This is a genomic window from Pseudomonas sp. RC10-4-2 (assembly GCF_050433085.1).
Lineage (GTDB): Bacteria > Pseudomonadota > Gammaproteobacteria > Pseudomonadales > Pseudomonadaceae > Pseudomonas > Pseudomonas aeruginosa.
Map to the genome: position 1 here is coordinate 1,603,634 of NZ_JBNPXX010000001.1, position 17,086 is coordinate 1,620,719.

Consider the following 17,086-nt stretch of genomic DNA (forward strand, 5'->3'; position numbering starts at 1 on the left):
CGCATAAGCGCCCGGCTGTCACTCCTCGGTCGGGCCGGGCAGGTACTCCAGCAGGTTTCCCGGCTGGCACGCCAGGTAGGCGCAGATGGCCTCCAGGGTAGCGAGGCGAATGCCCTTTACCTTGCCCTGCTTGAGCAGCGACAGGTTTTGTTCGGTGATACCGATGGCCTTGCGCAGGGCGAGCATGACGTCCAGCCTGATTTCGATGGGCATGGCGGACCTCAGACGAACTGGCGGTTTTCCTCGGCGAGCAGGGCGGCCTTGCGCTGGATGCGCGCGATCACCATCACCGAGGCGGCGGCGAACAGGCTGACCAGTTCCGCCGAACCGAAGCTGAGACTGACGATGCGTTGCCCCTGGGGTTGGAGGAAGGTGACCCAGACTGTCAGCAGCGGTTCCAGCAGGAAGTTCGCCAGCACCCAGCAAGCCAGGCACAGGCCGACCTTGCCGAGCAGCGCCGCGGCGTCTTCGCAGAAATACTCGCCGCGCCCGTAGTGCTGGAACAGCCTTCGCAGCGCCTGCAGTCCACTGGCCAGGACCAGCAGCGGCAGGCTCGACAGGAGGATGCCGCCGAGGGCCTGCCAGAGCGGCATGTCCCGCGCCACAACGCCGAGGTCGCCGGCGACACCGGTGGCGGTGAGGGCGAAGCCGAGGCCGTGCTCGCTGGCGAGGTCGGGGAAGATCCAGCACGCGGCGTTGAGCAGCAGCATGCCGGCGATCAACAGCAGGGTCAGGGTAGCCATCAGGCGGCTGTAGCCGGCCAGGCGGTCGCTTGTCATCGGGGGTACTCCTGGGAAGGTGGGCAGGCCCCTCGGAAACGAGGGAAATTGGAGTGATCATAGTTTAATAATAAATTATCGTAAAACGATAATTTCATGATCGCTGCATCCAGCCTGGAGCGCTCCGCAAAATCCCCCCGTGCCTGCCGGGGGCACGGAGGGGAAGCGTCCTACTTCTGCAGCAACTGGACGTTGTCGATGAACATCGACTCCTGCTGGTTACCGCTGAGGATCATCAGTTCAGCACGCTTGATCGGCCCCTTCGGCAATTGCACCTGGCCGCGCAGGCTGGCCCAGCGGCCATTCTCGACCACCTTGTAGCCCAGGGGCAGGTATTCGCCGGGCCGACCCTGGCTTTCCAGGTAGAGGTAGGCATAGGTCATGGCCTGCGAGCCGCGACCGTCGCCGACCCGTACGTCCGCGCTGAACGCGTAGGTCCGGCCTGCTTCCAGGTTGCCCAGCAGGCTGGTGCTCGCGCCGGTGCCGGCGTAGCGCCGCTGGTAGGCTTCCAGGGCCAGCCGCCCGGCGCTGGCGACGCGCGTGGCGCGGGTGCTGGCATGCACGCCGCTCCAGCCGCCGATGCCGCTCTCGAAGTCGTAGGCGATGCGTTTCGGCGCCGGCGGTACGCTCGGCGGCGCGGACTGGGCTTCCTGCAGGTTCATCTCGTCGACCAGCAGGCTGGCGCCGCTGTCGCTCCAGACCGCCACGTAGAGGTTGCGCTGGTCGGCGGCGGGACGGTAGTCGAAGGTCTTCTCCAGGCGACTGAACTCGTTGCCGCTGACCGACAGTTCGACGCTCTGCGCCGGGTTGTAGGCCAGGGCGCCATCGGCGCGTTCGCTGAGCAGCGCCATGCGCACGGTTTCACGGGTATTGGCGGACTTGAGCATGACCTTGCCGCTCAGCCGGTAGCCGCTGCCGGCGCGCAGGGGGGCAATGGGGCGGACCAGCAGATCGAAGCCACGCACGTCGACCAGCAAGGCATTGTCGCGGCAGCCCTTGGCGACGTTCACCAGGCTCAGCTGAGCGTTGCCGGACCATGCGCGCCAGCCTTCCATGCTGGCGAACTCGCCATCGCCGAGCAGGCCGCCGAGCTTGGCTTTCGTGCACCATGGCAGGTCCGGCGGGGTCGGCGTGTCGCCGCCGGAGCCCGGGTTGAGCGTGCCGGGTACCTTGGTCGGGCGAAAGTCGGCGATCTGCGTGGCCATGCTGTTCAGCGCGCGTACGGCGTCGGCGTGTTCTTCGCGGCCGCAGGGCTGGTTGGCGCATTCGGCGTTGACCAGGCGCGGGTTGGCGAAGAACGGTGCCTGCTTGTTGGTGCCGAAGGCATGCGGGTAGGCCATCACGGTGGCGAAGCGCCCCTGCACGCCGTAGCCGCGGCTCCATTCGTAGGTGCCGCTGTGGGCGTAGCGCGGATCGTAGTAGCTGGACTCCAGGTCCTGTTCGTAGGAGTGGCGCAGGCCCATGTTGTGGCCGGCTTCATGGGCGAAGGTGTTGAGCCCGCAGTCGACCCCGGTGAGGTTGTAGGCAATGTCCTTGGCGTTGCCGTGGAAGCGCCCGCTGTTCTTATCGCCCGAGCCCATGTAGCCGATGCCGCAGGTGATGTAGCCGTTGCCGCTGTTCTGCGAGCGGTTGACCAGGCTGACCAGGTCGGCGCCGTACTGCTCGCGCAGGCGCTGCACCTGCGGGTCGCGCATGAAGCGATCGAGGTTGGCGCCGGTCACCGTCGGGTAGTCGGCCCAGTCCAGGCGCTGCTTGTGCACCAGACGCAGGCGCAGGTTGACGCCGCTCTTCTCGTAGGCGGTGTTGGCGAACTCGATGTAGCTGGCGATCCGCGCATCGATGTCGCGGCCATTTGCGGTCTGGGTCGCCGCGGTGGTGTAGAGGACCATGATGTCGACGGTCTTCGGCGCGGCCTGGGCGGCAGAGGCTACCGCCAGGGCTAGGGTGGAGCAGAGCAGGGATTTCTTCATGGGTTGCCTGTGTTCGGACAATAGGAAGCCATGGCGCCCCGAGGGCACCGCTGGGGAAACATGCTGGGAAGGTGGGCTCAGCCCTGGGCGGGCGGCGGCATCGGTGGCAGCTCGGCGAGCGGCGCGTCGACATGATCGCCGTGCGGGTCGCTACGCGCGGCGATGTCGTTCTCGTCGATCACCCGGGTCTTGCCGCTGCGGTTGTCGACGATGATCGAGTAGCTGCCGTCGAGGGTGGCGACATTGATGTGGGTTTCCAGGCTGCCACGCACCACGGTCAGGCTTTCCGCCTCGTCGCCGTCCACCAGGCCGCCGCGCCAGACCGGCAGGCCGGCGCTGTTATGGGTGCTGGCGAGGCGTGCCTGCAAGGGCCGCTCGCGACCCGGCAGGCTCATTTCCAGCACCTGGCCGAGCGCCAGCGTGTCGAGCAGGGCGGGTTCGACCTGCGCCAGGTATTCGGGAATGCCCTGGGCGCCTTCGCGGCTGCGCAGTTCGCCTTGCCAGAGCGTCACCCGCTCGCGTGGCGCGGGCGTCGTGACGGGGGTCGGGGCGAGCATGCGGGTAGCGTCCGCCGCCGGCGCCGCGAGCGCCGCTGTCGGGGCGGCGGCTGCCTGGGCGGCGGGGGACTGGCGGGCCTGCGGCGATGCCTCGGGCGGAGCCGGGTCGAGCAGCCAGCCGCCGATCAGCGCACCGCCGATGGCGGCGGCCGAGGCTGCGTAGATCCATGTCTTGGCCACGTTGTTTCTCCTCTGAGTGAACGTGGCGCGGAGTCTAGGAAGAAGCCTCTCCCAGCGTGGCGGCAACCGTTCACATTTGCGCCAGGCCGCGCGCCGGCGTGACGAAACTGCGAATCAGGCCGGAGCGCTGCGGGCGCCAGGTCACGTGCGCTCTGTGCGCTGCGGCAAGGCTGGCGTTCGGCCGCCACGCTGTTCGCGGCGGAAGGCTTCGGCGCATCTGGCCGTCCTCGCGCTTGAAGAACTGGACGAAGTTGCTCGGCTCGTCGAAGCCGATGCCATCGTCTACGGCAGCCCCACCTATATGGGCGGACCGGCCTGGCAGTTCAAGAAGTTCGCCGATGCCACCTCAAAGCCCTGGTTCGTCCAGCTGGCTTCGCTGACGCCTGGCGCTGGCTATGGGGTGTCGACATCCCGGCCGACGGTGGCATGTTCGCTCATCTCCAGGCAACCCGGTACGGCCTCTAGCCGCGCCGGGGCCTCAGCCTCGCGCCAGTTGCAGGAGACGGGCGCGCTCCTGCATCAGCGGCCGGCAACTGCGGATGCCTTCGACGATGCTGTAGAGGCTTTCGATCTGCTGCTGGCTGAGGCTGTTGTTCTGGGCCCAGCCGAGCAACTGCAGCCAGGTCCAGCGGGCGATGGTCTCGCTCTGCGTCTCGGCCTTCCTGCGGTCGTCCCCGTCGCTCTGTCCGACCAGGGTCTCCACCAGCCCCGAGGCGCACAACGGCAGCAGCTCCCGGTACTGCTCCGGGTGCGTGTCGCGTAGGCGACGCAGGGCCATTATGGCGGTGGTTATCGAGTCTGAATCCAAGCTTTTGTTCACAGTTCACTCCTTGTGCGTACAGGCTGGCGGCTGGTTGATCCCTGGGCCGCGAGCAACTGTTCGATGAAACGCGTCAGCTCTTTCTTGAACTCGGGTGTCAGGCTGGACACCTTGAGGATGAGCTCGGCCAGCTCGTCCTCGGGGCAATAGAGGTAGGCCATGGGGACCTGGAGGACCATGGCCAGCTGTTCGGAAGTCCGCATGTTGGGGGAGTGCCGTTCGCGTTCGTATTGGTTCATCCGTGCGCTGGCGGAAAACTCGTCCATTCCCACCAGCATGCCCAACTGTTTCTGCGAGTATCCCGCTCTGATTCTTGCGGCTTTTAGCCGGGTACCTAGCATCCATACAACTCCCGTCCCGTTGGCCCGCTCGCTCAAGGTTGGGCAAATCTGGACAAGATGGAAGCTCAGGAATCCTTAGTTTTCGCCGTGCCGGAGGCTCTGTCGTCCGGGGCGGCGCGCGGTTTCGACGCCGTGTACGAGGCTGCGGCGGGGATATGCGTCGATGTCGCCGAGATCGCGCATGCTCCGGTTTTCTCGCGGCGAGCCGGAGTATATGCGAATTGCATAAAGGCGGACGCCGTTTCGTCGCCTGGGGGCGGCGGGTCGTCGTCTCGCCAGAGGGGCGGGCATCGGCGCCGAGGCGGCGGAAAACGGCGATCGGGACGATACTCAGGAAAGGTGGGCGTTGCGGAACCAAGCCTCGCCTTCCAGGACTAATAGCCGGGTTTCACGCAGAGGTCATTCCCATGAGAACAACAACAAGCATCCGCCGTGTCGCTGCCGTCCTGGCAGCGCTGCACCTGCTCACCTTCGCCGAGGTTCCGCTCGCCCAGGCAGCGATGATCGGTACTGCGGAAGTCATGCAGCAACAACAGCACAACCTCGATCGCCAGCAACTGCTGAAGATGCTCGACGACCAGGGCGTCCAGAAGAAGCTGGAGGCCATGGGCGTGCCCCGCGACCAGGTGGCGAGTCGCATCAACAGCCTGACCAACGCCGAGCTGGCGCAGTTCAACCAGCAGCTGGACCAGGCGCCGGCGGGCGGCATCATCGGCATCATCGTGTTGTTCCTGGTGATCTTCATCATCACCGACATGCTTTGCGCCACGGATATCTTCAGCTTCATCAAATGCATCAATCGGTGAGGCGGCTGGCAGGGGCACTGCTGGTCTCCGCAATGCTCGGCGGCTGCGCGCAGCCGCCGAGACTGCCGCCGGAAAGCGCGGCGCTGCCCGCACGGGTGGAGCTGCGCGAAGTGCCGTTCTTCCCCCAGGAAGCCTACCAGTGCGGTCCCGCCGCGCTGGCCACGATGCTCGGCCAGCGCGGCCTGGCGTTGACGCCGGGGCAATTGAAGGACGAGGTGTTCATTCCCGGTCGCGAGGGCAGCCTGCAATTGGAGATGGTCGCCGCGGCGCGCCGCCACGGCATGCTGGTCTATCCGCTGCAAGGCGGACTGGAGGGCGTGCTCGAGGAGGTCGCGGCGGGCAACCCGGTGCTGGTGTTACAGAACCAGGCTTTCTCCTGGTGGCCGCGCTGGCACTTCGCGGTGGTGGTCGGTTTCGATCGGGAGCGCCGCGAACTGGTGCTGCGCTCGGGCATCACCCGGCGCTGGGTTACCGACTTCACCAGCTTCGAGTCGACCTGGAAGCGTTCGGGGCGCTGGGCGGTGCTGACCCTGCCGGGTGACCGCCTGCCGGCCACGGCAGCGGCGGTCCCGTGGCTCAAGGCCGCCAGTGACAGCGAGGAAACCGGCCACCCCAAGGTTGCCCGGCGCGCCTACGAAGAAGCCGTGCGACGCTGGCCTGAGGACGCCTTCGCCTGGTTTGCCCTGGGCAACAGTCGCTACGCCGCAGGCGATTCCGCCGCTGCCGAACAGGCCATGCTCACCAGCGTCGAGCGTCGCGTGGATTTCGCCGCGGGTTGGTTCAACCTGTCCCAGTTGCTGGCGGAACGCGGTTGCGCGGCGCCGGCGCGCCAGGCGCAGGCCTGCGCGCGGGCATTGCAGCCTGGGGAAGCCCGCTTCGCTGCGGCCTTGCCGCAGGCCGTCGCACCCGCGGCTCGGTGCGCCGAGCTGCCGGCCTGTCCCGTTGGCGCACCGCCCCGCTGAGGCGGCGGAGCCGAAGGTTGTCGGAACCCCGTTCCAGCGAGACGGCTCTATACCTGGGAGGACCCCACTCAGGTGCAGAACATGGCCAACGACAAGCGGACTTCGCCCCCCACCCCCCGGCAACCGGCCAAGGGCGGTGCGGCGGGCAAGCGCCAGGGGCATGCGGCGGAGGGCACGCGCAAGCCGCGTGCGCGCGGCGAGGAGCGGAAAGAGAAACCGGCCGACGGACGTTCGGCCACGGCGCTGACCGCCAACGAGCGGCGGGAGATCGACGACAAGCAGCCACCGCGCGCCGCTGTCCTGCACGAGGTGATTCGCGTCCAGGGCGAACACGAGTTGCAGCGCACGCTGGCGGCACTCTGGTGGTCGGCGGTAGCCGCGGGGCTGACCATCGGCCTCTCGTTGATGGGCATGGGCCTGTTCCGCGCTGCCTTGCCCGAGCAGGAGTGGGCGATCATCGTCAGCAGCTTCGGCTATCCCATGGGCTTCCTGGCAGTGATCCTCGCCCGCCAGCAACTGTTCACCGAAAACACCCTGACCGCCGTGTTGCCGGTGATGACCGAGCCGACCCTGGAAAAGGCCTGGCAACTGTTGCGTCTCTGGAGCGTGGTGCTGTTCGGCAATATCGTCGGTACGCTGCTGTTCGCCTGGGCGGTGCTGCATCTGCCGATATTCAATGAAGCGGCCGACGCGGCGTTCCTTGAGATCGGCCGCGAGGTGATGCACAACGACCTGGCGCAAATGTTCGCCAAGGGCATCGTTTCCGGCTGGATGATCGCCACCATGGTCTGGCTGATCCCGGCGGCGGAGGGCGCGAAGATCTGGATCATCGCGATGGTCACCTACCTGATGGCGCTGGGCAGCTTCACCCACATCGTGGTGGGCTCGGCGGAGGTAGGCTACCTGGCGTTCGCCGGGGAAATCGGCTGGACCGAGTTCCTGCTGAAGTTCGCCCTGCCTACCCTGGGCGGCAACATCGTCGGCGGTAGCCTGATCTTCGCCCTGATCAGTCATGCGCAGATCCGTAGCGAAGGTTGAGGCGCGGATGGAAAAAACGGCACCCCGGGGTGCCGTTCTGTCGACGCGGACTAGACCCCGAGCTTGTCGCGCAGGCTGTAGTACCAGGCGCCGATGGCGGTGAACGGTACGCGGAACAGCTTGCCGCCGGGGAAGGGGTAGTGCGGCAGGCCGGCGAAAGCGTCGAAGCGCTCGGCCTGGCCGCGCAGGGCTTCGGCCAGGACCTTGCCGGCGACGTGGGTGTAGGTCACGCCGTGGCCGCTGCAACCCTGGGAATAGTAGATGTTGTCGCCGATGCGGCCGACCTGGGGCAGGCGCGAGAGGGTCAGCAGGAAGTTGCCGGTCCAGGCGAAGTCGATCTTCACGTCCTTCAGTTGCGGGAAGGTCTTGAGCATCTTCGGCCGGATGATCGCCTCGATGTCCGCCGGATCACGAGCGCCATAGATCACGCCGCCACCATAGATCAGGCGCTTGTCGCCGGAGAGGCGATAGTAGTCGAGCAGGTAATTGCAGTCTTCCACGCAGTAGTCCTGCGGCAGCAGGCTGTGGGCCAGTTCCTCGTTCAGCGGCTCGGTGGTGATCACCTGGGTGCCGCAGGGCATCGACTTGGCCGCCAGTTCCGGGACCAGGCCGTTGAGGTAGGCGTTACCGGCGACCACGATGAACTTCGCCTTCACCTTGCCTTGCGGGGTATGCACCACCGGGCTGGCGCCGCGCTCGATGCGGGTCGCCGGGCTCTGCTCGTAGATTCTGCCGCCGAGCGACTCCACCGCCGCCGCTTCGCCGAGGGCGAGGTTCAGCGGATGGATGTGGCCGCCGCTCATGTCAAGCATGCCACCTATATAGTTGTCGGTCGCCACCACCTCGCGGATGCGCTTGGCGTCCATGATCTCCAACTGGTTGTGGCCGTAGCGTTCCCACAACTGTTTCTGCGCGCGCAGGTGATCCATCTGCTTCTCGGTGAAGGCGGCGAACACCCCGCCGTCCTTCAGGTCGCATTGGATACCGTAGCGGGCCACGCGCTCGCGGATGATGCGCCCGCCTTCGAAGGCCATCTCGCCGAGCAACTGCGCTTCGCGCTTGCCGACGGTGCGCTCGATCACGTCGATGTCGCGGCTGTAGCTGTTGACGATCTGGCCGCCGTTGCGCCCGGAAGCGCCGAAGCCGACCTTGGCGGCTTCCAGTACGGTGACCTTGAAACCATTCTCCAACAGGAACAGGGCGGTGGAGAGGCCGGTATAGCCGGCACCGATCACGCAGACGTCGGTTTCGACCTCGCCCTGGAGTTCCGGGCGGGGCGGCGCGGGATTGGCCGACGCGGCGTAATAGGAGGAGGGGTAGGGGGTGTGCGGCATCTTGCACCTCTGTTTTTTATTTTTTACGGATGCCCGGATGCTACCCGAGTCGAAATCGGCCGGCTAGCCTCCGTGCAAAATTTTCAACGGACCCCCTGAAAATAAAAATTCCACTTTTTCAGAGAGTTAGCGAAAAAAAAGCTTGACGGTGTTTTTGGGGTCTGTAGAATGCGCGCCATCAGCAGGCACGTAGCTCAGTTGGTTAGAGCACCACCTTGACATGGTGGGGGTCGTTGGTTCGAATCCAATCGTGCCTACCAAACAAATCCCGCGCTGCTGGCGGGACAAGAAAGGCGATCCGAAAGGGTCGCCTTTTTTCGTTTGCGCCCCGAAAAAGGCCGCTCGGCCCGTGCTCGCCTGGGCTCGCGCTTCATCGCATAGCCGCTATTGACAGCGGGGGCGGTCTTTTCCGACCCTAGCGCCTTCACGGATGATTCAGGCGACAAGGCTCATGACGACCTCTTCCGGTTCGCGTATCGGCGGACTTCTTCACGCTTCCCTTTTTTCCCTGCTCGGACTCGGTCTCCTGCTCGCCGGCGGTTTCAAGACCGTCGAGCGGTACCATTTCCTGCGTACTGCGCAGGAAGCCCAGGGGACGGTCAGCGCCTTGAATGCCGGCGGTTCGCATCCGCAGATCGATTTCACCAGCGTTTCCGGCGAGCGGATTTCCTATCCCCAGGGCGGCTTCATCTTCGGCTACCAGGTGGGCGAGCCGGTTCGCGTCCTCTACGAGGCTGGGCGGCCGGCGGCCAGCGCGATAGTCGACGATGCCGGCGCGCTCTGGGGAACCAGCGCTTTCCTCTGCGGCTTCGGCGCACTCTTCGGTATTGTCGGGTTCAGGGGATTGCTGGGCCTGCGTTCTTCCCAGCCGACCTCAAAAGGACATTGAAGTCATGTCGCAACTTCCCATTCCCTTGCCCCTCAACGAGAGTCGCTGGCGCTACGTGACGGCCAGTGGCGGAGGCATGACCGTGGCCTTCCTGGCGGGTAGCGGCGGCTCCATCACGTTGCTCTCGCCGGAGGGTGAGAACGTGTCCTTCCGCTATGGCGGGGTGGGCGGCGGGATCGGACTGGGCATGCGCCTGCCGCGCTTCGGCAAGGTCAACCTCAATGTCAAGGGCAAGAGCGTTGGCGGGGCCGGTGCGCTGGAGGCGTTGCCGAGCACCGGAACCGTCTTGGTCGCGGACGGCCTGGTGGGGCGCGACCTGTCCCGCGGCGACTTCACCGGGCCCTGCATGTACGTCGAACTCGGCGCGGGAGTCATCGCCGGCGGTTCGGGCACGGCGATCCTCTTCGGCCTCGATCCCAAGCTGCTGGCGGCGGTGGCGCTGGCGAGCGCCTCGCCATTGACCGCCGCGCTGGGCGCCAGCATGTCGCGGCAATTACTGCAATCGTCCCGTGGCGCCCTGTTGATGGCCGGGGTCAACGTCGGTGCACAGTTCGGCGGCGGCGCGGCGGCTTACCTGGGGGCGTTGTTCTGATGCAGGAGGGCGATCCGGGAGGATCGCCCTTTTTACCTTGCGCAGGCGTGCGGCGGCCAGGGCTCCGTTGAGTTCCATGGCCAGCGGGGCGGTGGCGGAAATCGTTACCGGCGCGGGGAACGGTCGTCGGAGATTCCGAACCGGCGTGGATCGGTTCTTTCCAAACAAGCCCATCCACTCGTTCGAGGTGTCGTGCTTGTGTCCAGGTTGATCATGCCCGGAGGGCCGTTGTCGCAAGAATCCGATGTCCGGATCTTCTGTTCACCCAAGGAGCGGCTGGACTTCTACCGGCGGGAAATCCACTACGAGACGGGCCAGCTATCCAGTCGGACCAACGCCTACCTGACGGCGCAGTCGTTCCTCGTCATCGCCTATGCCTCGTCGATGGCCAACCTGAACCCGGCCTGGGGCGAGCTGTTCACCCTGGTGGTGCCGGCGCTCCTGGCACTGCTCGGGATCGTCAATTCCCTGCATGCCTGGCCGGGCATCCAGGCATCCTCGGAGATCATCTGCCACTGGCAGTTCAAGCAGTCCTGCCTGTTGCACAGCGATCCGGAGATCGGCCTGGCCTACGATGATTCGCCATTGTTCAGCGAACGCGAGGTCAACCGCGGCAGCTTCGAGAAAACCTTGCTGTTCTCGCGACGCGTGCCGTTCCTGTTCGCCGGCTTCTGGTGTGCGCTGGGCGTGTTTTCGCTCTGGTTGCAACTGGCCGGTTAGCGCTGGTGGCCCATCGCTTCGGCAAGGCTTGGCGTTGGCGGAGGCTTGCCGGCTCGATAGGCGGGCGCCGTCGGATCCGGGAACGCCCGGCGTCAGGGCGCTGCCTGCTCGCAGAGATCGTTGCCGAGGAGGCGCGCGCCCAGGCCGCGAAGCAGGTAGGTCTCGACATGGCTGCCGTCCGGGCAGTCGACTCGGTAGCCGAGCGCCAGGCCGGCGGAAAGAAGAACGAACAGGAACAGGCCGATATGTTGCAGTTTGCTCATGGTGTTTTCTACGAAAGAGGCTTGAGGGCGCAGGCGCTGCGCCGGGCGATTCTAGTGCAATGAGGCAGGGGGAGGAGCCGATTTGCATGCCTAAGCGTTCTACATGGTCCAGGGCGCCCAGCGATTCGACAGTCGCCCTGCGCCGATCGACGGCGAGCCGGAGCGAATCCGGCTGCAACTGCGTCTGTACCTGGGTTGAGCCGTTGACGGGCGCTGTCGCTGCCTTTATAAGACCGCCTCACGCAGCCGGCAGGCAGTCGAAGATGAGCGACGAAGACGATATTCACGAACCCGAACACGATCACCTGCTGGATAACGATTACCTCGAGGACGAGCGTGACGAAGATACGTTCGGCGCGCTCGACGAGCCCGATGCCTGCGGAACCGGCAGGCGACGTTCCTGCGAATATTGCGACGCGGTCCAGGTGCCAGTCGATAGCGAGGGTTTCTCTATCTGCGCCGATTGCGCAGGGCTGGAGGACTAGCCCTGGTCAGACGCTGACCACCCGGTTGCGTCCGGCACGCTTGGCGTCGTACAGCGCGGCATCCGCCCGGGCGAGTGCCCGTTCCGGTTCTTCGCCGCTGCCGGCCAGGGTACAGCCGGCACTGATGGTCACCGGCACAGACGTGCCGGCACAGTCGATCGGGGTCGCTTCCATCAGTTCGCGGATGCGATTGGCGATCATGGTCAGTTCCGTGGTCTCGCGGACCCGGACCATCGCCACGAACTCCTCGCCGCCGAAACGCGCCAGGAGATCTTCCGGCCGCAGCGCCGCGCGCAGTCGCGAAGCCGCCTCGCGGAGGACGCTGTCGCCGGCCCGGTGCCCCAGGGTGTCGTTGATACGTTTGAAATGGTCGATATCGCTGTAGATGATGCCGATGCGCTGGTCGCTGGCCCGCGCCAACTCCAGTTCATGCTAGTGCAGCACGTGGAAGCCGGCCCGGTTCCACAATTGGGTGAGGGGGTCGAGCAGTGACTTGCGCTGCTCCCGGTCGATCTCCTGGCGCAGGAAGCGGGTGTGCTCGGTGAGGCTGCGTAGCTGGAGATATCCTTCGGCCAGGATCGACAGTCGATTGAGCTGGCGTCCTTCCCGGAGATCCAGCAGCCGCGGGCTCGGGTCGATCAGGCAGAGTGTGCCGATGGCCTGGCCATTGCTGGCGTGCAGGGGCTCGCCGGCGTAGAAGCGGATGAAGGGCGGCCCGGTGACCAGCGGATTGTCGTGAAAACGCGGATCCCTGGAGGCGTCCGTCACCATCAGCGGTTCGCTGGCCAGGATGGCGTGGCCGCAGAAGGACAGGTCGCGCGGCGTCTGTTCGGCATCCAGGCCGATACGGGCCTTGAACCATTGGCGGTCGTGGTCGATCAGACTGATCAGCACGGTCTTCACCCCGAAGGTTTCCCGCGCCAGTTCCACCAGGGCGTCCAGGTAGTGTTCGGCGGGGGTGTCGACCAGCGCCATGTCGTCCAGGGCCTGCTGGCGCAGGGCTTCGTCGGGAGGGAGGGGGCAGGCGAGCATACTGGATCCTGATCACGGTGGAGACTTTCGGTATAGCTGCCGGACAGGCTGAAGGCCAGCCTGGCGTCCGCAGTCGGCGCAAGGGTGAAGAGGGCAAAAAAAATCCCGGCCGCGTGGAGCAGGCCGGGAAAGGATCCAGGGATGTACAGCGCCCACAGCTTATGTCGGCGGCGGTTTCGATGAAGCTGCCGGATCTGGTAGGCGCGATTTTCGCGTCGATGTGTGACCCGCTTCGCCGACTATCCTGGCAAGTGGGGTCGCGAACCAATAGGATTTGCGGGTTTTATTCAATCTGGGTGAATGCGTGCAGGAAATCTACTCTGAAGAACAGATGCGCAAGGCGCTGGGCCTTGCCGAAACGCGACCGAAAAAGGTCCGGACCGAGGCCAGCCAGCCGGTCCGCTACACCATCGTCGAACTGAGCGTGCGCAAGGGCGGGGCGGGATTGCCGCTGCGTTTCGAACATCGCTCGCGCTCCATCAGCAAGGTCACCGCGCAACTGGAAGCGGAGAAGGAAGCCAAGCGCCAGGGTTACCAGGTCTGGGCGCTGCTGGATATCCGTCAGATCTGAGCGAGGCGCCTGCGCGGGGCGCGGCATTGTCCTGGTCTCGGTCCGGCTGCTAAGGTGCGCAGCCCATCGACACAGGAGTCCGGAACATGGAACTGACGATCTTCCAGGTAGACGCATTCGCCGACAGTCCCTTCCAGGGCAATCCGGCGGCGGTCTGCCCCCTCGATGCCTGGCTGGACGACGAGCGCCTGCAGGCCATCGCGGAAGAGAACAATCTTTCGGAAACCGCCTTTGTCGTCGGCCGCGACGGCGACTATCGATTGCGCTGGTTCACGCCGCAGGTCGAGGTGGACCTGTGCGGCCATGCGACCCTGGCGACGGCCTGGGTACTGATCCACAAGCTCGACGACGCTTCCCCGGTACTGCGTTTCGCTACCCGTAGCGGTGAGCTGAGCGTGCGGCGCGAGGGCGACTCGCTGGCGATGGACTTCCCGGCCAAGCGTCCGGAGCCTTGCGCGACACCGGACGGACTGCTGGAGGCGCTGGGTATTGCCGAGGCGGAAGTGCTGAAGACCGACGATTACCTCGTGGTGGTCGACGACGAAAAGACGATCGCCGCCCTGGCGCCTGACTTCGCCCGGCTGAAGGGCTTGCCGTGCCGCGGGGTGGCGGTGACCGCGCGCAGCCAGCGCTTCGATTTCGTCTCGCGCTGGTTCGGGCCCAACGTCGGCGTCAACGAAGACCCGGTGACCGGTTCCGCGCATACTTCCCTGGCGCCGTACTGGGCGCAGCGCCTGGGCAAGACCCGGCTGAGCGCCGAGCAGGGCGGGGCGCGCAAGGGGCGCCTGGAATGCGACGTGCGCGGCGAGCGGGTGGTCATCTCCGGCAAGGCGGCGTTGTACATGAGCGGTACGCTCCATCTCTGATCCCGAAGCAGGAGTACGACGATGCCGGCACCGCAGGTAGGCGTGGGCGTCCTGATCTTGCGGGACGGCAAGGTGTTGCTGGGGCGCCGCAAGGGCAGTCATGGCGCTGGCTGCTGGTCGGCGCCCGGCGGCCATCTCGAGTTCGGCGAGGCGGTGGAGGACTGCGCCCTGCGCGAAGCCCTGGAAGAGACCGGCCTGGCGCTGAGCGAACTGCGCCACGGCCCGTTCAGCAATGACGTCTTCGAGGGGCGCCACTACCTCACCGCGTTCATCCTGGCCGGTTGCGCGGAGGATGCCGAGGCGCGCCTCATGGAGCCGGACAAGTGCGACGGCTGGGCCTGGTTCGATTGGGCCGATCTGCCGGAACCGCTGTTCGCGCCCCTGGCGAGCCTGCGCCGGCGGGGCTATTCGCCCTTCGACCCGAAGCGCTGAGCGACAGGCAAAAAAAATCCCGACCGCGGGGGAGCTGGTCGGGAAATACCCTTGGGGTTCGCACACACCGTGAGCATAGGCCAGTCCGCAACGGCATCAAGAGGAGCCTGTTCGAACTGCTAGGCCCCTTTGGGGGCCGTTCCACTGTCGTCACTTCCGCTCGACGGCGAGCGAAGGGGCTGCCCGCTTGCGTTGCGGTATCCAGAACAGCATCAGCGGCAGCAGCGAGGCCCAGCCCAGCAGGACATCGCCGGCCAGGTGGATGTGTTCGCCGGGCATCAACAGTCCCTGCAGGAACATCAGGCCGAAGTGCGCGGCATTGGCCGCCACGGTGAAGTCGATGAACAGCCGGTGGCGGAAGGGCTGGCTGGCGGCGCGCCAGAGGAATGCGCCCCAGACCAGGTAGATCGTCGAGATCATCAGCTCATAGTGCTGTCCGCCGCCTTGCTGGTCGCCCCAGCGAACCAGGCGGAGCAGCAGGCGCCCGGCGTCGGAGTCGAGCAGCGACTGGTCGAGCCGCAGGAGCAGCGTGGCCAGGGCCAGGCCGAAGAACAGCAGGAAGCCGCCGGCCATCAGGCGAATGCTCAGGGTCAGCCAAGGCGTGGCGGAAACCGGGGAAGGGGAGGCAGTCATGCAGATCACCTGTAGGCCATGTCGATGGCGTTGCCTTCGGTCAGGTCGTCAAAATCCGCACGGCGGAAAGGGCGCTCTTCCCGGGTGATGGTGCGCACCCGTTCGATGTATTCGCGCATGGCGCGGCGGGTATTGCCCTGGGAGGCGGCGGAGAGGAAGCCGGCCTTTTCGCTGGCCATGCCCTCCGTCCAGTCGCGGGAAGCCGCCTGGTAGATCGAACGCTTGATCAGGCGCACCGCTTGCGGTGAGCGCCGGGACAGGCGTTGCGCCAGCGCGTCGGCGGCTTCCAGTAGCTCCTCCGCTGGCGCCAGCCCGTTGACCAGGCCCAGCGCAAGGGCCTGGCGCGGCTCCAGCAGTTGCCCTTCCAGGCACAGCTCCAGGGCCCTGGCTACGCCCAGGCTGCGCGCCAGCATCTGGGTGCCGCCGCCTCCCGGTATCAGGCCGATGAGTACTTCCGGCTGGCCGAGGAAGCGTTCCACCTGGTCGTCCTCGGCCATCAGGCGCAGGTCGCAGGCCAGCGCCAGCTCGCAGCCGCCACCCAGGGCCAGGCCGTTGATCGCGGCGATGAACACCTTGTCCATGCGGCGCATGTGCGCGGTGACCTCATGGAACAGGTTCATGTCGGCGACGCCTGCCAGCAGGGTGCGCCGCAGCAGCTTCCTCGCCCCAGGCAAGTGGCGCAGGAGGCTTTCGCTTTCCAGCAGCAGGCGTGTCAGCCAGGCCGGCATGGAAAAGGTGATGGGGGCGACGGCGCGCTCGATCTCGTCGACGTCGAAGTGGGTCAGGAAGACCCCGTCCGCCGCTCCGGAAAGGATGACGGCGCCGATGTCCTGGCGTTGCTCAAGGTCTTCCAGCAGGTCGGCCAGCTCCTGCATCACCGCCGTGGTGAGGAAGTTCGCCGGGGGATTGTCGAGCAGGACTTGCAGGACGCGTCCTCGTTGTTCTATGCGCAGGTGTCGCGGTGCTAGAGTCATTGCGGCTTCCTCATTGGATAACGAGCGTTATATAACGATCATTATCCAATGTGACGACATCGTCTCCCCAACCAACGGATAGTCGGCATGCGCTACAAACCGGAACAGAAACAGGCCACCCGCGCCCTGCTGTTGAGCAAGGCCGCTCCGCTGGTGAAGCGCCAGGGCTTCGCCAGCACCGGCCTGGACACCTTGATGAAGGCGGCTGGTCTTACCACCGGGGCGTTCTACTCGCAATTCTCCAGCAAGGCGGAGTTGCTCGAAGCGATCCTGCAGCGCGAGCTGAGCGCCCAGCACGATGCCTTTCCGCTGGACAGCCTGGAGCAACTGGCCGGCGCCACCCGTCTCTACCTCAGTCGCGGTCATGCGCAGCATGCCGACATGGGCTGCCCGATTCCGGCGCTGGCCGCCGAGGTGGGCCGGGCAGGGCCCGAGGTGCGGGAAACCTTCGAACGCGCCCTGGAACAACGGCAACGGCGGCTGGCCGAACTGATGGGCGACGAGAACCGGGCCTGGGTGCTCACCTGCCTGTCGGTCGGCGCGGTGCTTCTCGCGCGTGCCCAGGCGAGCGAGGTGGCGCGCGACAAGGTCCTGGATGCGGCGCTGGAGCATGCGCTGGGCCTGCTTTCGGCGAGCGGAGCGGTTTCGCCGCAAGCGGACCGGGACTGATTGCACAACTGCAATGTTCGGCGTCTAGCGTCAGGCTTTCCCTCCGACAGGTAAGCCCATGAACGCCCATCATCTCGAACTCGCCAAGGCCCTGCTGGTGTTTGCCCTTGCCGTCGCCGGCCTGGTGGTCGGTCTCATGCCGATGGAGTTCTGAGCGACGCAGGTCCGGCTTC

General features: G+C 65.9%; 21 protein-coding genes, 1 tRNA gene and 1 pseudogene. 13 read left to right on the forward strand and 10 right to left on the reverse strand.

The features are described 5' to 3' along the window. Positions 1-18 precede the first annotated feature (18 nt). The 4 genes from FHW81_RS07600 to bamI form a co-directional block, all read right to left on the reverse strand. On the reverse strand, positions 19-213 hold the full coding sequence (locus FHW81_RS07600) for a helix-turn-helix domain-containing protein (RefSeq protein WP_023109912.1): 195 nt from the start codon (positions 211-213) through the stop codon (positions 19-21). 8 nt (positions 214-221) lie between these two features. Further along, the gene (locus FHW81_RS07605) at positions 222-779 is read right to left on the reverse strand and encodes a DUF2975 domain-containing protein (protein WP_003090849.1); all 558 of its coding nucleotides are present in this window, start codon (positions 777-779) and stop codon (positions 222-224) included. Positions 780-949: 170 nt separating this feature from the next. Further along, a complete protein-coding gene (gene mep72, locus FHW81_RS07610; protein WP_023122016.1) occupies positions 950-2,749 on the reverse strand; it encodes a metalloendopeptidase Mep72 in 1,800 nt (599 codons plus the stop codon). 77 nt (positions 2,750-2,826) lie between these two features. Next, a complete protein-coding gene (gene bamI, locus FHW81_RS07615; RefSeq protein WP_003124476.1) occupies positions 2,827-3,486 on the reverse strand; it encodes a biofilm-associated metzincin protease inhibitor BamI in 660 nt (219 codons plus the stop codon). Positions 3,487-3,640: 154 nt separating this feature from the next. Between bamI and FHW81_RS07620 the strand changes: the two genes are divergently transcribed. After that, a complete protein-coding gene (locus FHW81_RS07620) occupies positions 3,641-4,249 on the forward strand; it encodes an NAD(P)H-dependent oxidoreductase (RefSeq protein ID WP_071537008.1) in 609 nt (202 codons plus the stop codon). A 53-nt stretch (positions 4,250-4,302) separates the two neighbouring features. Here the strand turns inward: FHW81_RS07620 and FHW81_RS07625 are convergent, their stop codons facing one another. Beyond that, positions 4,303-4,647, reverse strand: coding sequence for a helix-turn-helix domain-containing protein (locus FHW81_RS07625; protein WP_003115217.1), 345 nt, complete (start codon positions 4,645-4,647; stop codon positions 4,303-4,305). A 407-nt stretch (positions 4,648-5,054) separates the two neighbouring features. Here FHW81_RS07625 and FHW81_RS07630 point away from each other — a divergent pair, with 407 nt between their 5' ends. The 3 genes from FHW81_RS07630 (at position 5,055) to FHW81_RS07640 (ending at position 7,453) form a co-directional block, all read left to right on the forward strand. After that, complete coding sequence (locus FHW81_RS07630) at positions 5,055-5,453, forward strand: PA2779 family protein (RefSeq protein WP_003090843.1); 399 nt, start codon at positions 5,055-5,057, stop codon at positions 5,451-5,453. Between the two features lie 32 nt (positions 5,454-5,485). Continuing rightward, positions 5,486-6,415 carry a PA2778 family cysteine peptidase gene (locus FHW81_RS07635; RefSeq protein WP_009876701.1) on the forward strand — a complete coding sequence of 310 codons (930 nt, stop codon included), beginning with the start codon at positions 5,486-5,488 and terminating at the stop codon, positions 6,413-6,415. 81 nt (positions 6,416-6,496) lie between these two features. After that, entirely contained in the window at positions 6,497-7,453 is a 957-nt protein-coding gene (locus FHW81_RS07640) for a formate/nitrite transporter family protein (RefSeq protein WP_003107204.1), read from the forward strand. A gap of 50 nt (positions 7,454-7,503) precedes the next feature. Here FHW81_RS07640 and FHW81_RS07645 read toward each other — a convergent pair whose 3' ends face one another. After that, on the reverse strand, positions 7,504-8,787 hold the full coding sequence (locus FHW81_RS07645; RefSeq protein ID WP_003114430.1) for an NAD(P)/FAD-dependent oxidoreductase: 1,284 nt from the start codon (positions 8,785-8,787) through the stop codon (positions 7,504-7,506). A gap of 183 nt (positions 8,788-8,970) precedes the next feature. Here FHW81_RS07645 and FHW81_RS07650 point away from each other — a divergent pair. The 4 genes from FHW81_RS07650 to FHW81_RS07665 all read left to right on the forward strand — a co-directional run bounded on the left by FHW81_RS07650 (position 8,971) and on the right by FHW81_RS07665 (position 10,988). Beyond that, positions 8,971-9,047: transfer RNA gene (locus FHW81_RS07650), tRNA-Val, on the forward strand. Between the two features lie 191 nt (positions 9,048-9,238). Beyond that, the gene (tsi4, locus tag FHW81_RS07655; RefSeq protein ID WP_003099162.1) at positions 9,239-9,676 is read left to right on the forward strand and encodes a type VI secretion system immunity protein Tsi4; all 438 of its coding nucleotides are present in this window, start codon (positions 9,239-9,241) and stop codon (positions 9,674-9,676) included. A 4-nt stretch (positions 9,677-9,680) separates the two neighbouring features. Beyond that, positions 9,681-10,268 (forward strand): type IV secretion system toxin Tse4, encoded by a 588-nt coding sequence (tse4, locus tag FHW81_RS07660; RefSeq protein WP_003099160.1) that lies wholly within the window; start codon positions 9,681-9,683, stop codon positions 10,266-10,268. A gap of 198 nt (positions 10,269-10,466) precedes the next feature. Continuing rightward, a complete protein-coding gene (locus FHW81_RS07665) occupies positions 10,467-10,988 on the forward strand; it encodes a hypothetical protein (protein ID WP_003122551.1) in 522 nt (173 codons plus the stop codon). Positions 10,989-11,080: 92 nt separating this feature from the next. Here FHW81_RS07665 and FHW81_RS07670 read toward each other — a convergent pair whose 3' ends face one another. Then, a complete protein-coding gene (locus FHW81_RS07670) occupies positions 11,081-11,251 on the reverse strand; it encodes a hypothetical protein (RefSeq protein ID WP_003099153.1) in 171 nt (56 codons plus the stop codon). A 263-nt stretch (positions 11,252-11,514) separates the two neighbouring features. Between FHW81_RS07670 and FHW81_RS07675 the strand changes: the two genes are divergently transcribed. Then, complete coding sequence (locus FHW81_RS07675; protein ID WP_003114427.1) at positions 11,515-11,736, forward strand: hypothetical protein; 222 nt, start codon at positions 11,515-11,517, stop codon at positions 11,734-11,736. A gap of 6 nt (positions 11,737-11,742) precedes the next feature. Here FHW81_RS07675 and FHW81_RS07680 read toward each other — a convergent pair. Further along, positions 11,743-12,768: pseudogene (locus FHW81_RS07680) on the reverse strand (diguanylate cyclase). A 331-nt stretch (positions 12,769-13,099) separates the two neighbouring features. Here FHW81_RS07680 and FHW81_RS07685 point away from each other — a divergent pair. From FHW81_RS07685 to FHW81_RS07695, 3 genes are all read left to right on the forward strand, one after another. Continuing rightward, on the forward strand, positions 13,100-13,339 hold the full coding sequence (locus tag FHW81_RS07685) for a hypothetical protein (protein WP_003114425.1): 240 nt from the start codon (positions 13,100-13,102) through the stop codon (positions 13,337-13,339). 86 nt (positions 13,340-13,425) lie between these two features. Beyond that, positions 13,426-14,205, forward strand: a complete 780-nt coding sequence (locus tag FHW81_RS07690) for a PhzF family phenazine biosynthesis protein (protein WP_003114424.1) — start codon at positions 13,426-13,428, stop codon at positions 14,203-14,205. Between the two features lie 21 nt (positions 14,206-14,226). After that, the gene (locus tag FHW81_RS07695; RefSeq protein ID WP_003099138.1) at positions 14,227-14,637 is read left to right on the forward strand and encodes a nucleotide triphosphate diphosphatase NUDT15; all 411 of its coding nucleotides are present in this window, start codon (positions 14,227-14,229) and stop codon (positions 14,635-14,637) included. Between the two features lie 150 nt (positions 14,638-14,787). Here the strand turns inward: FHW81_RS07695 and FHW81_RS07700 are convergent, their stop codons facing one another. Together FHW81_RS07700 and FHW81_RS07705 are read right to left on the reverse strand one after the other, a co-directional pair. Further along, on the reverse strand, positions 14,788-15,270 hold the full coding sequence (locus FHW81_RS07700; RefSeq protein ID WP_003114422.1) for a DUF6632 domain-containing protein: 483 nt from the start codon (positions 15,268-15,270) through the stop codon (positions 14,788-14,790). A 5-nt stretch (positions 15,271-15,275) separates the two neighbouring features. Beyond that, positions 15,276-16,244: an enoyl-CoA hydratase/isomerase family protein gene (locus FHW81_RS07705; protein ID WP_003114421.1), complete on the reverse strand. Its 969-nt coding sequence runs from the start codon at positions 16,242-16,244 to the stop codon at positions 15,276-15,278. Positions 16,245-16,331: 87 nt separating this feature from the next. Here FHW81_RS07705 and FHW81_RS07710 point away from each other — a divergent pair, with 87 nt between their 5' ends. Next, positions 16,332-16,913 carry a TetR/AcrR family transcriptional regulator gene (locus FHW81_RS07710; protein WP_003090825.1) on the forward strand — a complete coding sequence of 194 codons (582 nt, stop codon included), beginning with the start codon at positions 16,332-16,334 and terminating at the stop codon, positions 16,911-16,913. Positions 16,914-17,086 lie beyond the last annotated feature (173 nt).

Excerpts from the sequence above, each read along its gene's own strand:
- FHW81_RS07600 (WP_023109912.1), bottom strand. The coding sequence starts at position 213 with ATGCCCATCGAAATCAGGCTGGACGTCATGCTCGCCCTGCGCAAGGCC.
- FHW81_RS07605 (WP_003090849.1), bottom strand. The coding sequence starts at position 779 with ATGACAAGCGACCGCCTGGCCGGCTACAGCCGCCTGATGGCTACCCTG.
- mep72 (WP_023122016.1), bottom strand. The coding sequence starts at position 2,749 with ATGAAGAAATCCCTGCTCTGCTCCACCCTAGCCCTGGCGGTAGCCTCT.
- FHW81_RS07625 (WP_003115217.1), bottom strand. The coding sequence starts at position 4,647 with ATGCTAGGTACCCGGCTAAAAGCCGCAAGAATCAGAGCGGGATACTCG.
- FHW81_RS07630 (WP_003090843.1), top strand. The coding sequence starts at position 5,055 with ATGAGAACAACAACAAGCATCCGCCGTGTCGCTGCCGTCCTGGCAGCG.
- FHW81_RS07635 (WP_009876701.1), top strand. The coding sequence starts at position 5,486 with ATGCTCGGCGGCTGCGCGCAGCCGCCGAGACTGCCGCCGGAAAGCGCG.
- FHW81_RS07640 (WP_003107204.1), top strand. The coding sequence starts at position 6,497 with ATGGCCAACGACAAGCGGACTTCGCCCCCCACCCCCCGGCAACCGGCC.
- FHW81_RS07645 (WP_003114430.1), bottom strand. The coding sequence starts at position 8,787 with ATGCCGCACACCCCCTACCCCTCCTCCTATTACGCCGCGTCGGCCAAT.
- tsi4 (WP_003099162.1), top strand. The coding sequence starts at position 9,239 with ATGACGACCTCTTCCGGTTCGCGTATCGGCGGACTTCTTCACGCTTCC.
- tse4 (WP_003099160.1), top strand. The coding sequence starts at position 9,681 with ATGTCGCAACTTCCCATTCCCTTGCCCCTCAACGAGAGTCGCTGGCGC.
- FHW81_RS07670 (WP_003099153.1), bottom strand. The coding sequence starts at position 11,251 with ATGAGCAAACTGCAACATATCGGCCTGTTCCTGTTCGTTCTTCTTTCC.
- FHW81_RS07675 (WP_003114427.1), top strand. The coding sequence starts at position 11,515 with ATGAGCGACGAAGACGATATTCACGAACCCGAACACGATCACCTGCTG.
- FHW81_RS07685 (WP_003114425.1), top strand. The coding sequence starts at position 13,100 with ATGCGCAAGGCGCTGGGCCTTGCCGAAACGCGACCGAAAAAGGTCCGG.
- FHW81_RS07690 (WP_003114424.1), top strand. The coding sequence starts at position 13,426 with ATGGAACTGACGATCTTCCAGGTAGACGCATTCGCCGACAGTCCCTTC.
- FHW81_RS07695 (WP_003099138.1), top strand. The coding sequence starts at position 14,227 with ATGCCGGCACCGCAGGTAGGCGTGGGCGTCCTGATCTTGCGGGACGGC.
- FHW81_RS07700 (WP_003114422.1), bottom strand. The coding sequence starts at position 15,270 with ATGACTGCCTCCCCTTCCCCGGTTTCCGCCACGCCTTGGCTGACCCTG.
- FHW81_RS07705 (WP_003114421.1), bottom strand. The coding sequence starts at position 16,244 with ATGACTCTAGCACCGCGACACCTGCGCATAGAACAACGAGGACGCGTC.
- FHW81_RS07710 (WP_003090825.1), top strand. The coding sequence starts at position 16,332 with ATGCGCTACAAACCGGAACAGAAACAGGCCACCCGCGCCCTGCTGTTG.